13 protein-coding genes and 1 tRNA gene are annotated in these 15,304 nt (G+C 61.5%); 11 read left to right on the plus strand and 3 right to left on the minus strand.

Annotated features, from left to right (window positions below; all coding sequences use genetic code 11):
- The first annotated feature begins 13 nt into the window (after positions 1 to 13).
- The 6 genes from rbfA (at position 14) to F8N66_RS06130 (ending at position 4,731) form a co-directional block, all read left to right on the plus strand.
- The gene (rbfA, locus tag F8N66_RS06105; RefSeq protein WP_150769334.1) at positions 14 to 415 is read left to right on the plus strand and encodes a 30S ribosome-binding factor RbfA; all 402 of its coding nucleotides are present in this window, start codon (positions 14 to 16) and stop codon (positions 413 to 415) included.
- 3 nt (positions 416 to 418) lie between these two features.
- Complete coding sequence (gene truB, locus F8N66_RS06110) at positions 419 to 1,336, plus strand: tRNA pseudouridine(55) synthase TruB (protein WP_150769335.1); 918 nt, start codon at positions 419 to 421, stop codon at positions 1,334 to 1,336.
- 117 nt (positions 1,337 to 1,453) lie between these two features.
- Positions 1,454 to 1,723, plus strand: a complete 270-nt coding sequence (gene rpsO, locus F8N66_RS06115) for a 30S ribosomal protein S15 (protein ID WP_003197723.1) — start codon at positions 1,454 to 1,456, stop codon at positions 1,721 to 1,723.
- Positions 1,724 to 1,918: 195 nt separating this feature from the next.
- Positions 1,919 to 4,024, plus strand: coding sequence for a polyribonucleotide nucleotidyltransferase (gene pnp / locus F8N66_RS06120; RefSeq protein WP_150769336.1), 2,106 nt, complete (start codon positions 1,919 to 1,921; stop codon positions 4,022 to 4,024).
- A gap of 191 nt (positions 4,025 to 4,215) precedes the next feature.
- Positions 4,216 to 4,291 (plus strand) — tRNA-Thr (locus tag F8N66_RS06125).
- A gap of 134 nt (positions 4,292 to 4,425) precedes the next feature.
- The gene (locus tag F8N66_RS06130; protein WP_150769337.1) at positions 4,426 to 4,731 is read left to right on the plus strand and encodes a DUF6388 family protein; all 306 of its coding nucleotides are present in this window, start codon (positions 4,426 to 4,428) and stop codon (positions 4,729 to 4,731) included.
- A gap of 42 nt (positions 4,732 to 4,773) precedes the next feature.
- Here the strand turns inward: F8N66_RS06130 and nadC are convergent, their stop codons facing one another.
- A complete protein-coding gene (gene nadC, locus F8N66_RS06135) occupies positions 4,774 to 5,622 on the minus strand; it encodes a carboxylating nicotinate-nucleotide diphosphorylase (RefSeq protein WP_150769338.1) in 849 nt (282 codons plus the stop codon).
- A gap of 162 nt (positions 5,623 to 5,784) precedes the next feature.
- On the opposite strand from nadC, the gene ampD reads away from it, so the two are divergent.
- From ampD to F8N66_RS32090, 3 genes are all read left to right on the plus strand, one after another.
- Entirely contained in the window at positions 5,785 to 6,360 is a 576-nt protein-coding gene (gene ampD / locus F8N66_RS06140) for a 1,6-anhydro-N-acetylmuramyl-L-alanine amidase AmpD (RefSeq protein WP_150769339.1), read from the plus strand.
- Complete coding sequence (ampE, locus tag F8N66_RS06145) at positions 6,357 to 7,193, plus strand: regulatory signaling modulator protein AmpE (protein WP_150769340.1); 837 nt, start codon at positions 6,357 to 6,359, stop codon at positions 7,191 to 7,193. Before ampD ends, ampE begins: the two co-directional genes overlap by 4 nt.
- A 1,500-nt stretch (positions 7,194 to 8,693) precedes the next feature.
- Entirely contained in the window at positions 8,694 to 9,398 is a 705-nt protein-coding gene (locus tag F8N66_RS32090) for a methyl-accepting chemotaxis protein (protein ID WP_412070729.1), read from the plus strand.
- Positions 9,399 to 9,433: 35 nt separating this feature from the next.
- On the opposite strand, the gene F8N66_RS06155 is transcribed toward F8N66_RS32090, so the two are convergent.
- Together F8N66_RS06155 and cra are read right to left on the minus strand one after the other, a co-directional pair.
- Entirely contained in the window at positions 9,434 to 10,210 is a 777-nt protein-coding gene (locus F8N66_RS06155) for a TatD family hydrolase (protein WP_150769342.1), read from the minus strand.
- Positions 10,211 to 10,213: 3 nt separating this feature from the next.
- A complete protein-coding gene (gene cra / locus F8N66_RS06160) occupies positions 10,214 to 11,209 on the minus strand; it encodes a catabolite repressor/activator (protein ID WP_150769343.1) in 996 nt (331 codons plus the stop codon).
- A gap of 291 nt (positions 11,210 to 11,500) precedes the next feature.
- Here cra and ptsP point away from each other — a divergent pair, with 291 nt between their 5' ends.
- Both ptsP and pfkB read left to right on the plus strand, forming a co-directional pair.
- Positions 11,501 to 14,362 (plus strand): phosphoenolpyruvate--protein phosphotransferase, encoded by a 2,862-nt coding sequence (ptsP, locus tag F8N66_RS06165; RefSeq protein WP_150769344.1) that lies wholly within the window; start codon positions 11,501 to 11,503, stop codon positions 14,360 to 14,362.
- Positions 14,362 to 15,303 carry a 1-phosphofructokinase gene (gene pfkB, locus F8N66_RS06170; RefSeq protein ID WP_150769345.1) on the plus strand — a complete coding sequence of 314 codons (942 nt, stop codon included), beginning with the start codon at positions 14,362 to 14,364 and terminating at the stop codon, positions 15,301 to 15,303. The genes ptsP and pfkB overlap by 1 nt, the downstream gene beginning before the upstream one ends.
- The last annotated feature ends 1 nt before the right edge of the window (position 15,304 follow it).

Consider the following 15,304-nt stretch of genomic DNA (forward strand, 5'->3'; position numbering starts at 1 on the left):
CAGGTAACAAGACATGGCAAAAGAATACAGCCGTACCCAACGTATCGGCGATCAGATGCAGCGTGAGCTGGCACAGCTGATCCGTCGTGAAGTCAAAGACCCGCGCGTCGGCCTGGTCACCATTACCGCTGTTGAAGTCAGCCGTGACGTCGGTCACGCCAAGATCTTCATCACCGTGATGGGTCAGGATAATGCTGAAGACATCGCGCAAAGCATCAAGGTGCTCAACTCCGCCGCGGGATTCCTGCGCATGCAGCTGGCTCGCGAGATGAAGCTGCGCAGCGTTCCACAGTTGCACTTCCACTACGACGAAAGCGTCGTGCGTGGTGCGCATTTGTCAGCGTTGATCGAGCGCGCAGTGGCTGAAGACAATCTGCATCCGGTTGCGGCAGACGCCGAAGACACCAAGGAGTAATCGGTGGCTCAGGTCAAACGTATCCGTCGTAACGTCAGCGGCATCATCCTGCTCGACAAGCCGTTGGGGTTCACCTCCAACGCCGCCCTGCAGAAGGTCCGCTGGTTGCTCAACGCCGAGAAGGCCGGCCACACCGGCAGCCTCGATCCGCTGGCCACCGGCGTGTTGCCGTTGTGCTTCGGTGAGGCCACCAAGTTCTCGCAGTACCTGCTCGATTCCGACAAGGGTTACGAAACCCTGGCGCAACTGGGCAAAACCACCACCACGGCGGATGCCGAAGGTGAAGTTTTGCAGGAGCGCCCGGTGACCGTTGGTCGCACCGATATCGAGGCCGTACTGCCGAATTTTCGTGGGCAAATCAGTCAGATACCGCCGATGTACTCGGCTCTCAAGCGTGATGGCCAGCCGCTGTACAAGCTGGCCCGTGCAGGCGAAGTAGTGGAGCGCGAACCGCGTTCTGTTACTATTGCGCGCTTGGAATTGCTGGCCTTCGAAGGTGATACTGCGCGGCTGGCTGTGGATTGCAGCAAAGGCACCTATATCCGCACCCTGGTGGAGGATGTTGGTGAACAACTCGGTTGTGGCGCTTACGTCGCAGAACTGCGACGTACCCAGGCCGGGCCTTTCACGCTGGCCCAGACGGTCACTTTGGAAGAGCTGGAAGCGGTACATGCCGAAGGTGGCAACGAAGCGGTTGATCGCTTCCTGATGCCATCGGACAGCGGCTTGCTGGATTGGCCGCTGCTGCAGTTCTCGGAAGCGAGCGCGTTCTACTGGCTCAACGGCCAGCCGGTACGTGCCCCGGATGCTCCGAAGTTCGGCATGGTGCGGGTACAGGATCACAATGGTCGCTTCATCGGTATCGGTGAAGTGAGCGAAGACGGGCGCATCGCGCCGCGTCGACTGATTCGGTCAGAATGACCGAACGAGGGTGGCTGTTAACAGGCACGGTCACTACTCATTTTTAGATACAGGGATTTGTCCCTGGCCTGTTGAAACTGTTTTTCTGAAACAGTTTCCTGATAAAAGGATTGCCTCATGGCTCTCGACGTTCAAGAAAAGGCTCAAATCGTAGCTGACTACCAGCAAGCTGTTGGTGACACTGGTTCGCCAGAAGTGCAAGTTGCACTGCTGACCCACAACATCAACAAACTGCAAGGTCACTTCAAGGCCAACGGTAAAGATCACCACTCCCGTCGTGGTCTGATCCGCATGGTTAACCAGCGTCGTAAGCTGCTGGACTACCTGAAAGGCAAGGACGTGAGCCGTTACAGCGCTCTGATCGCTCGCCTGGGTCTGCGTCGCTAATAAGCGATTGCGCTAGAGGTTGGTTGTCTGTCATGCGTCAGCGGGTTTCCCGCCGGCGCATGGCAGGCTCCCAGCCTCAAGTTTTATCTGGATATCAGTTTTATCAGGACAATCCGCTCGGGCCGATTCCCGGCGTTGCCCAAGAATTTCGCAAGAAACCAGTTCCCCCAAGAGCCACAAAGAAGGTAGGACACCGTGAACCCGGTAATCAAAAAATTCCAGTTCGGTCAGTCGACCGTTACCCTCGAGACTGGCCGTATCGCCCGCCAGGCCTCCGGCGCAGTATTGGTCACCGTTGACGACGACGTCAGCGTATTGGTGACCGTAGTCGGTGCCAAACAAGCCGATCCAGGCAAAGGTTTCTTCCCTCTGTCTGTTCACTACCAGGAAAAGACTTACGCTGCCGGTAAGATCCCTGGCGGTTTCTTCAAGCGTGAAGGCCGTCCTTCCGAGAAAGAAACCCTGACTTCCCGACTGATCGACCGTCCGATCCGTCCGCTGTTCCCAGAAGGCTTCATGAACGAAGTGCAGGTTGTCTGCACCGTCGTTTCCACCAGCAAGAAGACCGATCCGGACATCGCTGCGATGATCGGTACCTCGGCTGCCCTGGCCATTTCCGGCATTCCTTTCGATGGCCCGATCGGCGCTGCCCGCGTTGCCTACCACGAAAGCACCGGCTACCTGCTGAACCCGACTTACGAGCAACTGGCTGCTTCGAGCCTGGACATGGTCGTTGCCGGTACCTCGGAAGCCGTTCTGATGGTCGAGTCGGAAGCCAAAGAGCTGACCGAAGACCAGATGCTGGGCGCCGTACTGTTCGCTCACGACGAGTTCCAGGTTGTGATCAACGCTGTTAAAGAACTGGCTGCCGAAGCTGCCAAGCCGACCTGGACCTGGGCTCCTGCGCCTGAAGCCACTGCTCTGCTGGGCGCTATCCGTGCCGAGTTCGGCGAAGCGATCTCCCAGGCTTACACCATCACCATCAAGGCCGACCGTTACGCTCGCCTGGGTGAGCTGAAGGATCAGGTCGTTGCCAAGCTGTCCGGCGAAGAAGGCCAGCCTTCCGCTAGCGAAGTCAAAGCCGCGTTCGGCGAAATCGAATACCGCACCGTTCGCGAAAACATCGTTAACGGCAAGCCACGTATCGACGGTCGCGACACCCGTACCGTTCGTCCGCTGAACATCGAAGTTGGCGTTCTGCCGAAGACTCACGGTTCGGCGCTGTTCACCCGTGGTGAAACCCAGGCCCTGGTCGTCGCAACGCTGGGCACCGCCCGTGACGCACAACTGCTGGACACCCTGGAAGGCGAGAAAAAAGACCCGTTCATGCTGCACTACAACTTCCCTCCGTTCTCGGTGGGCGAGTGTGGCCGCATGGGTGGCGCCGGTCGCCGCGAAATCGGTCACGGCCGTCTGGCCCGTCGTTCGGTCCAGGCCATGCTGCCTGCCGCTGACGTGTTCCCGTACACCATTCGCGTGGTATCGGAAATCACCGAATCCAACGGTTCGAGCTCGATGGCTTCCGTTTGCGGTGCTTCCCTGGCCCTGATGGACGCTGGTGTGCCGATGAAGGCGCCAGTAGCCGGTATCGCCATGGGTCTGGTTAAAGAAGGCGAGAAGTTCGCCGTCCTGACCGACATCCTGGGCGACGAAGACCACCTGGGCGACATGGACTTCAAGGTAGCCGGTACCGCCAAGGGTGTGACCGCGCTGCAGATGGACATCAAGATCAAGGGCATCACCGAAGAGATCATGGAAATCGCCCTGGGCCAAGCCTTGGAAGCGCGCCTGAACATCCTCGGCCAGATGAACCAGATCATTGGCCAGTCGCGTACCGAATTGTCGGCCAACGCACCGACCATGATCGCGATGAAAATCGACACCGACAAAATCCGTGATGTCATCGGTAAAGGCGGCGCGACCATTCGTGCGATCTGTGAAGAGACCAAGGCTTCGATCGACATCGAAGACGACGGTTCGATCAAGATCTTCGGCGAAACCAAGGAAGCGGCTGAAGCTGCACGCCAGCGCGTCCTGGGTATCACCGCCGAGGCCGAGATCGGCAAGATCTACGTCGGCAAGGTTGAGCGTATCGTCGACTTCGGCGCATTCGTCAACATCCTGCCGGGCAAGGACGGTCTGGTTCACATCTCCATGCTGAGCGATGCTCGCGTCGAGAAAGTGACCGATATCCTGAAAGAAGGTCAGGAAGTGGAAGTGCTGGTACTGGACGTGGACAACCGCGGCCGTATCAAGCTGTCCATCAAAGACGTGGCAGCAGCCAAGGCTTCGGGCGTTTAATCACTCCCGCGCCTGACTGCTGAACAACAGAACGCCCCGACTGGTTCGGGGCGTTTTGCCATGTGCAGAAAGATCAAAAGATCGCAGCCTGCGGCAGGGTCCTGTGTAGGAGCGGCCGCAGGCTGCGATCTTTTGTTTTTACGGCACGCGAAGTTGCCTGACCCCATAGTCAGTGCTAGGTTTAGCCCACTGCCCGTGTAGCTCAGTTGGTAGAGCAGCGCACTCGTAACGCGAAGGTCGCAGGTTCGATTCCTGTCTCGGGCACCAGCGACCCGTTGTTTTCAGATGATCCCGAATGGTTCTGAAGGCCAGAAAAACCAGGCTTCATGCGGTTTTTTTGCGTCAGAGAGATCCTTGATGATCCAGATCCATCTTCCATTCCCCAGATCAGCGAGAACGCCATGACCGTTAAAGAATTGACCCAGGAAGCCAGACACGCAGAAGCCCTTCGCAAGTACGTGCTGGACGCGCCCGAATTGATGGATGAGATCAAGGACTTGCCACCCGATGATCAGAAAGACCAGATCCAGTGGGCCTTTGAGGATGAAGCGGAAGCCCAGGGCTTGCAGCCGTGGGAGCTGACGCTCAAGTACACCTCGAGCCCGGAAGAGTACGAGACCGAGCGTCTGAAGCTGCACAAGGAAGCGGCCGAGGTGCTGGGTGTCGAATGGGAAGAGTACTGCGAGATGAATAATCTGGTGGTCTGACACACGTGTAGGAGCGAGCATGCTCGCTCCTACAGTTTCGAATCAGAGACTCAGGCGCATCGACAAGTCCACAGCCTTCACATCCTTGGTCATCGCACCAATCGAGATGTAATCCACACCGGTTTCGGCGATCGGCAGCAAGGTGCTTTCGTTGATCCCGCCGCTGGCCTCCAGTTTGGCCTTGCCGCCGTTCAGGCGCACGGCTTCGCGCATGTCATCCAGGCTCAACTCGTCCAGCATGATGATGTCGGCGCCGGCCGCCAGGGCCTCTTTCAACTCAACCAGGCTTTCCACCTCGATCTCCACCGGTTTGCCCGGTGCGATTTTGTGCGCGGCGGCGATGGCCTGCGAGATACCTCCGCTGGCGGCGATATGGTTTTCCTTGATCAGGAAGGCGTCATACAGGCCGATACGATGGTTGTGGCAACCGCCACAGGTCACCGCATACTTTTGCGCCAGGCGCAGCCCCGGCAGGGTCTTGCGGGTGTCGAGCAGCTTCACCTGAGTCTGCGCGACGAAGTCCGCCAGGGACTGTGCGCGAGTGGCCACTCCCGACAACAGTTGCAGGAAGTTCAGCGCGCTACGTTCACCGGTCAGCAGCGAGCGGGCCGGGCCTTCGAGGTGGAACAGCACTTGATTGGGCTTGACCCGTTCGCCATCGGCGACCTGCCAGTGCACCGCGACCCGGGGGTCCAGTTGCCGGAACACATTATCTACCCAGGCGGTACCGCAAATGACGGCGGCGTCGCGGGTAATGATGGTGGCGGTGGCCAGGCGTTCGGCCGGGATCAGTTGCGCGGTGATGTCGCCGTTGCCGACGTCTTCGAGCAACGCACGGCGCACGTTGGCTTCGATTTCGGCGGTCAAATCAGCGAGACGTAGATTCGGCATAACGGGCTCCACAAACAAAGTGGTCCGATTATAGGGCCATGGCGCCGGGCAACCCAAGGCATCCACGTTGTCCCAATTGATCTGCGGTATGCATTTGGTCGATTCCAGAGGGCCAATCGCGGCATACTGGGCACCAACACAGTCGTCGTTGAAGGAATCGGTATGCAGTTGGACCCCGCGAGCGGTTGGTGCCAGGACGTGGCTTTGTGCCCCTCGCCCAACTTCAATGCGCGCCCTACGGGCGAAATTTCCCTGCTGGTCATCCACAACATCAGCCTGCCACCGGCGCAGTTCGCCACCGGCAAGGTGCAGGAATTCTTCCAGAACCGTCTGGATGTCACGGAGCACCCTTACTTTGAGGGGATTGCCGACCTGCGGGTGTCTGCGCATTTCTTGATCGAGCGTGACGGTGCCGTCACACAGTTTGTTTCTTGCCTTGAGCGCGCCTGGCACGCTGGCGTTTCGAGTTTCGAAGGACGGGAGACGTGTAACGATTTTTCCGTGGGCATTGAACTGGAAGGCACGGATGATCTGCCGTTCACCGATGCGCAGTACGAGGCATTGACGGCCCTGACCCGGCAGTTGCAAAGCGCCTTCACAGCCATCACCCCCCAGCGTATCTGCGGCCATAGCGACGTCGCACCCGGGCGCAAGACCGATCCGGGGCCAGCGTTTGACTGGGCGCGCTATCGTGCGGCCCTGGCGACAGCCGCTCAGGAAAAAGAGGAACAACAATGAGTTTTCTGGTGTTGCTGTTGGCGGTGTGGATCGAGAAGTTCTCGGCCCTGCGCCACCAGATTCAGCGAGATGGCGGTTGGGTGCGCGAGTTGCACAAACTGGAGTCCAATCCCCGCATGGCCAAAAGTCCATGGCTGGTCCTGGTGGTGCTGGTGTTGTTGCCGGTCGCGCTCCTGGGTTTGCTGTTGCTGGTGCTGGACCCGGTGGCCTACGGTCTGTTGGCGCTGCCGGTGCACCTGCTGGTGGTGATCTACAGCCTGGGGCGCGGCGATTTGCTGGGCGGTCTCGGACCGTTTCGCGACGCCTGGCGGCGGGAAGACTTGCAAGCGGCGGCGCACGTCGCCAAACGTGACCTCGACATCTGCGCCGACAGCGGCGAGCAATTGCTGGAACGAGTGGAAGGGCATCTGTTGTGGGAGGCCTACCAGAGCTTCTTCGCGGTGATTTTCTGGTATTTCCTGTTGGGGCCGGTCGCTGCCCTGAGCTATCGGCTGTTGGCCCTGGCCGAAGAACACGGGCAGAACCAGGCGTTGGTCGAGCGTGCCGGGCAATTGCGCCACGCGTTCGATTGGATACCGGTGCGCTTGCTGGCGGCGAGTTTTGCCCTGGTCGGCAACTTTGTCGCGGTCAGCCGGGTGATGTTGCACGAGCTGCTGAACTGGAACATCAGCGCCGCCCTGTTGATCGAGAAGGCCGGGTTGGTGGCCGCCGAAATCCCGGCCCCGGTGGCCGGGCCTGAGGGCATCAACAATCTCGACCGGATCTGGGAGTTGCTGCTGCGTTCGGCCGTGCTCTGGTATGCGGGTTTTGCGCTGTGGACCGTGTTGCCCTGATTGGTAGGTCAATCTAAAGATCGCAGCCTGCGGCAGGCTGCGATCTTTTTCCGTTAACCTTAAGTTACAAAACCCTTCCTTGATTTGAGCTATACAGAGACAGCGCCCAATAGTGGCTATCTGCTGCCCGGCTGCGCCTGCCAATAAAAATAAGAAATCAAAGGGAGACTTTCAGTGAAGAGCTTGCTCTATCCCGCCGTCGCGCTGATGAACCGCTTGAGTTTCGGCATGAAGTTCAGCCTGATCAGTGTCCTGTTCCTGGTGCCGATGCTGGTGACCAATTTCTACCTGGTGCGTGATTCCTATCGCGAATTCCAGGGCACTCGGGTCGAACTGCAAAGTCTGGATTTGTTGGGCAGCAGCCTGACGCTTCGGCGTGACCTGGAGACGTTGAACAACCTGGTGCAGATCAACGTCGCGCTCGGTCAGTCCGGCAAGGCCGGCAATGTCGAGTCGCAGATCATCACGCTGGAGCAAAGCGTGTTGACGCGCCTGCAAGGGCTGACGGCGATGACCACCGATCCTGAACAGATCCTGGTGTTCGACGGCAAGCGCGATGAAATGATCGCCGCGTTCAAGGCTCAGCAAACGGAAAAATCCCTGCAAAGCAAAAGTGCCATGATCGGCAAGTTGCTGGGTAGCGCACAGATTTTTGGTCAGATCATCGCCAGTCAGGCCGGCCTGAGCCGCGACAATCAAAGCGATATCCGCCAGCTCAGCGAACTGATCACCAGCGTCACCCCATCGGTCACCCAGGCCTTGGGCGACGGTCGGGCTATGGGCTCTTATTCGTTGGGGCAAGGCTTTCTCAATTCATCGTCAAGCACCCGTTTCGATGAGCTGTTGGCGCAGATCGAAAAGCTCCAGGCCGAATACGGCTTGAAGTTGCAGGACGCGTTGGCCTCCAGCAAGGCCGCGCGCGAATCCCTGGCTGCCCAGGCGGATAGCAGCAAGTCGTCGCTGAAAAAAGCCAGTGAGCTGTTCGAAGAACAGGTGGTGATGGCCGACACCCTGGATGCGCCGTGGCAGGCTTTTTATGACCAGGTGACGGGGCTGATGGATCAGACCTACCAACTCAACGAAGCGACCCTGAAATTCCTCGACACTCAGTTGCAGCAGCGCCTGGCGCAGAACCGCACGCACATGATCTTGCAGGCCGTGGCGCTGTCGGTGGTGTTCGTGTTGATTTTTTATCTCTATGGCGGCTTCTACGCCTCGACCCGCACCACGCTCAAACGCCTGGGCGGCGTGATGGATAAAGTGGCGGCCGGTGACATGACGGTCACCTTCAGTGCGCACAGCCGTGATGAGCTGGGCGAACTGGGTGAGGTGTTCAACGGCACCGTGAAAAAAATCCACGACCTGATCGAGCGCGTGGGGCAGACCGTCGGCGAGGTGGAGCGCCAGGCCGGGCAAGTGCAGAACGTCTCCGCGCAAAGCAACCAGGCCGTGGCCGGCCAGCGGACGCAGATCGAACAGGTGGCCACGGCGATGAACCAGATGTCCGCCACTTCCCTGGAGGTGGCGCGCAGTGCGGCCGCGGCGGTCAGCAGCGCCCACGGTGTCAACGACGAAACCCTCAGCGGGCGCGGCCTGGTGCAATCCCAGCAGGGCAGCATTGCGGCGCTGGCCAGCGAGATCGATCAATCGGTGTTGGTGATCAATCAGCTGGCCAGCGACAGCCAGTCCATCAGCCGCGTGCTGGAAGTGATCAAGAGCATCGCCGAACAGACCAACCTCCTGGCACTGAACGCTGCGATCGAGGCGGCGCGGGCCGGCGAACAGGGGCGCGGTTTCGCGGTGGTGGCGGACGAGGTCCGGACCCTGGCCAAGCGCACCCAGCAGTCGACCGAGGAAATCGAGCAGATGATCGCCAGGCTCCACAACGGTGTCGGCGCCGCGGTGAAGGCCATGGGCGTCAGCCATGAGATGGCGAACGGCACCGTCGGGCAGTCGGAGAAGGTTCAGCAGGCGCTGGAAAACATCCTCGACGCGGTGGGCATGATTGTCGACCAGAACCAGCAGATTGCCGCTGCCGTGGAGCAGCAAACCGCCGTGGCCCATGACATCGACCAGAACATCGTCGAGATCAACCGGGCCGGCGAGCGCACCGCCGAAGGCGCGCACCAGACCGAAGATGCCAGCCGCGCGTTGTCGGCGCAGGTGGTTGAACTCAAGCAACTGATCAGCGCCTTTCGGGTTTGAATAAACACTGAGTGATCAGGCGTGGACGCCAATAACTACCACTCAAACAACTCGCAAGCGTTGGCCGTACTCGCTAGGGCCAATTGCTCCGGCGTGACCCCCATGATTGCGGCCAATGCCGTGCAAATCGCCGGTAAATGCGCCGGGCTGTTGCGCTGGCCGGCGAACATGGCAGGCGCCATGTCCGGTGAGTCGGTTTCCAGTACCACCGATTCCAGCGGCAACTCGGCCAGCACGCGGTGCATGCGCAGGGCCTGCGGCCAGGTCGCGGCGCCGCCCAGGCCCAGTTTGAAACCGAGCTTGATGTATTCCCGGGCTTCCTCGCGGCTGCCGGCGAAGGCGTGGATGATGCCGGCACGTTTCAGGCGAAACCGTTTGAGCGTGGCAATCACCGCTGCATGGCTGCGCCTGACATGGATCAGCGCTGGCAGATTGAAGTCCGCCGCCAGTTGCAGTTGTGCGTCGAACAAGGCTTGCTGGCGCTCGCGGTCGAGGGTTTCGATGAAGTAGTCCAGGCCGATTTCGCCCACCGCGCACAGTTGCCGATGACCGGCCAGCCTTGTCAGCCAGTCAGCGAGTTGCGTCAGGTGTTCGGGGCGATGATCGTCCAGGTACACCGGGTGCAGACCCAGCGCGGCATGCAAGTCGGGATCGCTCTGCACCAGCTCCCACACCCGCTGCCAATTGCCCTGATAAACCCCCAGCACCACCATCCGCCGCACACCCAAGGTGCGGCTTTCGTCCATCAGCGCCTGGCGATCGGCGTCGAAGTCCGGGAAATCCAGATGGGTGTGGGTGTCGATCAGCTCCACGGCTCAGTCCTGGCGAATACGCTGCTTGAAGGTGCGCGCGATGGCCTGCACGCCGGGCTGGTAATCGGACTGCTCGATGGCGGCCAGGGCCAGTTCCAGCGCTTTGTCGGCAATCAGTTGGTGCTGCTGGGCCATGGCATTGACCGGTAACGGCAGGAAGTCGAGCAACTGGGTGTCGCCGAACGTGCCGAGGCGCAGTGGGCGGGATTTCAGCGGGAAGTCATGCAGGGCGTCGAACACGCCCTGGAGCAGCACGTAGGAGGTGGTCACCAGCGCCTCGGGCAAATGCCCGACACGCTGGAGCAATTCTTCCATCAATTGTTTGCCGCATTCACGGCTGAACGATTCGCCGTGTTCGATCAGCACCTCGCCCTGGTAGTCGGGCAGCGCTTCCCTGAAGCCAGCGGCCCGTTCCTGGCTGATGCTCAGTTCCGGGCGGGCGCCGATCAAGGCGATCTGCCTGGGCAGCGGGTCGAGCAGGCTGCGGGTCAGTTGCAGGCTGGCCTCGCGGTCGTCGCTGATCACCGAGCAGAAATGTTCCGGCTCCATGACCCGGTCGATCGCGATGATCGGAATGCCCTTGGCCTGCAATTGGCGATAGCTGTCATCGCCGGTTGGCAGGCAACTGGCGACGATCAGGGCGTCGCAACGGCGGGCGCGGAACAGTTTCAGCAATTGCCGTTCGCTGTCCGGTGCATCGTCGGAACTGGCGATCAGCAACTGATAGCCGCGAGCCCGTGCGCCTTGCTCCAGCAGCTTGGCGATTCGCGCGTAACTGGGGTTCTCCAGGTCCGGCAGAATGAAGCCCAGGGTGCGCGTGTGGCGACTGCGCAGCCCGGCGGCCTGGGGGTTGGGCGTGAAGCCATGCTGATCGACCACCGCGCGCACGCGCTCCACGGTCGCACTGCTGATGCGTTGCTGTTCGGCCTTGCCGTTGATGACGTAGCTGGCGGTGGTAACGGACACACCGGCCAACTGGGCGATATCACTGAGTTTCAACCCGTTAATTCCTTGTTTTTGCGAGCAGGCCCGACATTTTCGCCAATGCTACCCCATTCAGGCAGTCGACCCATGTCACGGCGCATCCGACAATTGGACTTCAAGAGTGAGAGATTATCGAGTAACGTGCCAATCATTCTAGATTAAACGTTTCAGCAGGCGTATTTTCTACGTTTTAGCGCCTTTGGTCGGTTCTGCCGCGAAACTGCCAAAGACTGTCCCTGGACAAGCGCCTAAGCTGACTCATTCAAAACAATACCTGGTGCCCACAGGCGCCAAAAAGGAGAAAGCATGCTCGAGCTCACTGTAGAGCAGATATCCATCGGCCAGTCGGCTGTGGATAAATCCGACGCGTTGCAATTGCTGGCCCGGCATCTGGTGGCCGACGGCCTGGTCGCCGAGGGTTACCTCGCCGGATTGCAGGCACGCGAAGCCCAGGGCTCGACCTTTCTCGGTCAAGGTATTGCCATTCCCCACGGTACGCCGCAAACCCGCGATCAGGTGTTCACCACCGGCGTGCGCCTGATGCAGTTTCCCGAGGGCGTGGACTGGGGCGACGGGCAGATCGTCTATCTGGCGATCGGCATCGCCGCCAAATCCGATGAACACCTGCGCCTGCTGCAATTGCTGACCCGTGCCCTCGGTGAAACCGATCTGGGCCAGGCGCTGCGTCGCGCCAGTTCCGCCGAAGCCCTGTTGAAACTGTTGCAAGGCGCGCCGCAGGAATTGGCGCTGGATGCGCAAATGATCGGCCTGGGCGTCGCCGCCGAAGATTTCGAAGAACTCGTCTGGCGTGGCGCAAGATTGCTGCGTCACGCCGACTGCGTCAGCAATGGTTTTTCCGCTGTGTTGCAGCAGGTCGAAGCGCTGCCGCTGGGTGATGGCCTGTGGTGGCTGCACAGCGAGCAAACGGTGAAGCGTCCGGGACTGGCCTTCGTCACCCCCGACAAGCCACTGCGTTACCTCGGTCAGCCGCTCAATGGCTTGTTTTGCCTGGCCAGCCTGGGCGAAGCCCATCAAGCCCTGCTCGAACGCCTTTGCGCGCTGCTGATTGAAGGACGCGGCCATGAGCTGGGTCGGGCCACCAGCTGCCGCGCCGTGCTTGAAGTGCTCGGCGGTGAGTTGCCGGCGGACTGGCCGAGCGCACGCATCGCCCTGGCCAACGCCCACGGCCTGCATGCGCGTCCGGCGAAAATCCTCGCGCAGCTGGCAAAAAGTTTTGAAGGCGAGATTCGCATCCGCCTCGTCGATGGCCAGGACAGCGCGGTCTCGGCCAAGAGCCTGAGCAAGCTGCTCAGCCTCGGCGCGCGGCGTGGTCAGGTGCTGGAAATCATCGCCGAGCCGAACATTGCCGCCGATGCGTTGCCCGCCTTGCTGGCGGCCATCGAAGAAGGCCTCGGCGAGGAAATCGAGCCGCTGCCAGCGCTGAACCCACCCCGTGAAGCAGTCGTCGAGCTGGCCGAAGTGCTGCTGGCCCCGGCGTCCGGCAGCCTGGTCCAGGCCATTGCCGCCGCGCCGGGCATTGCTATCGGTCCGGCGCACATTCAGGTGCTGCAAGTCATCGATTACCCGCTGCGTGGCGAGTCCGCCGCCCTCGAACGCGAACGTCTCAAGCAGGCGCTGGAGGAGGTGCGGCGTGACATTGGCGGCTTGATCGAGCGCAGCAAGGCCAAGGCGATTCGGGAAATTTTCGTTACCCACCAGGAAATGCTCGACGATCCGGAATTGACCGACGAAGTCGACACCCGCCTCAAGCAGGGCGAAAGCGCGGAAGCGGCGTGGATGTCGGTGATCGAAGCCGCCGCCCGGCAACAGGAAGCGTTGCAGGACGCCCTGCTCGCCGAGCGCGCCGCCGATTTGCGCGACATCGGTCGCCGCGTGCTGGCGCAGCTGTGCGGTATCGAGACCCCGGCTGAACCCGAGCAGCCGTACATTCTGGTGATGGACGAAGTCGGCCCTTCCGACGTGGCGCGACTCGATCCGACCCGCGTCGCCGGCATTCTTACCGCACGGGGTGGCGCCACCGCCCACAGCGCCATCGTCGCCCGGGCCCTCGGTATTCCGGCCCTGGTCGGCGCCGGTGCGGCGGTGCTGCTGCTGGCACCGGGCACACCGCTGCTGATCGATGGCCAGCGCGGACGTCTGCATGTGGACGCCGACGCCGCGACGTTGCAGCGCGCCACCGAAGAGCGCGACACCCGCGAGCAACGGCTCAAAGCGGCCGCCGAACAACGCCATCAACCGGCACTGACCACCGATGGTCACGCCGTCGAAGTGTTCGCCAACATCGGTGAGAGCGCCGGCGTTATCAGCGCGGTGGAGCAGGGCGCCGAAGGCATTGGCCTGCTGCGCACCGAACTGATTTTCATGGCCCACCCGCAAGCGCCGGATGAGGCGACCCAGGAAGCCGAGTACCGCCGCGTGCTCGATGGCCTCGCCGGTCGACCGCTGGTGGTGCGCACCCTTGACGTCGGGGGCGACAAACCGCTGCCCTATTGGCCGATCGCCAAGGAAGAGAACCCGTTCCTCGGCGTGCGCGGTATTCGCCTGACCCTGCAACGGCCGCAGATCATGGAAGCGCAGTTGCGCGCCTTGCTGCGGGCCGCCGACAACCGTCCGCTGCGCATCATGTTTCCCATGGTCGGCAGCGTCGATGAGTGGCGCCAGGCCCGGGACATGACCGAACGCCTGCGCCGGGAAATCCCGGTCGCGGACCTGCAACTGGGGATCATGATCGAAGTGCCGTCGGCGGCCTTGCTGGCGCCGGTGCTGGCCAAAGAGGTCGATTTTTTCAGCGTCGGCACCAATGACCTGACCCAATACACCCTGGCCATCGACCGTGGTCATCCGACGCTGTCGGCCCAGGCCGACGGCTTGCACCCGGCAGTGCTGCAACTGATCGACATCACCGTGCGGGCCGCCCATGCCCATGGCAAGTGGGTCGGCGTGTGCGGCGAGCTGGCGGCCGATCCGCTGGCGGTGCCGGTGCTGGTCGGGCTGGGCGTGGATGAGTTGAGCGTGGGCGGGCGCAGCATCGCCGAGGTCAAGGCGCGGATTCGTGAACTCAGCCTGAGCCAGAGCCAAACCCTCGCCCGAGAGGCGCTTGCCGTGGGCAGCGCCAATGAAGTGCGCGCATTAGTGGAGGCCCTGTAATGGCCAGAATCCTGACCCTGACCCTCAACCCGGCACTGGACCTGACGGTGCAGTTGTCACGCCTGGAGCCCGGTCAGGTCAACCGCAGCGACGCCATGCACACCCACGCCGCCGGCAAAGGGGTGAACGTGGCGCAGGTGCTGGCGGACCTCGGGCATCAGCTGACGGTCAGCGGGTTCCTCGGCGAGGACAATCTGCAAGCGTTCGAAACCCTGTTCGCCAGGCGCGGCTTTATCGACGAGTTCATCCGGGTGCCGGGCGAGACCCGCAGCAATATCAAACTGGCCGAAAGCGACGGTCGCATCACCGACCTCAACGGACCGGGACCGCAGGTCAGTGCAGCGGCGCAGCAAGCCTTGCTCGACCTGCTCGACCAGATTGCCCCGGCCCATGACGCCGTCGTCGTCGCCGGCAGCCTGCCGCAAGGGGTCAGCCCGCAGTGGTTGCAGGCGTTGATCCTGCGCTTGAAAAACCTCGGTTTGAAGGTCGCCCTCGACACCAGTGGCGAGGCCCTCGCGGCGGCGCTCAAGGCCGGCCCATGGCTGATCAAGCCCAACACTGAAGAACTTTCCGAGGTGCTGGGTGACGAGGTGGTTTCGCTCCTGGCCCAGGCGGAGGCGGCGAACCGCTTGCACGCCCAGGGCATTGAGCATGTGGTGATTTCCCACGGTGCCGAGGGCGTGAACTGGTTCAGCGTCGGTTCGGCGCTGCATGCCACGCCGCCCAAGGTCAGCGTCGCGAGTACGGTGGGCGCGGGCGATTCGTTGCTGGCGGGCATGCTCCACGGCTTGCTCAGTGCCGACACGCCTGAGCAGACGCTGCGCACCGCCACGGCGATTGCCGCGATGGCGGTCACTCAAATCGGTTTCGGCATTGGCGATGCGGCGCAATTGGCGCAGCTCGAACAGGGTGTGCGCGTGCGCCCCCTGACAGAACAATAAG

It is taken from the genome of Pseudomonas fluorescens (assembly GCF_902498195.1).
GTDB lineage: Bacteria > Pseudomonadota > Gammaproteobacteria > Pseudomonadales > Pseudomonadaceae > Aquipseudomonas > Aquipseudomonas fluorescens_BU.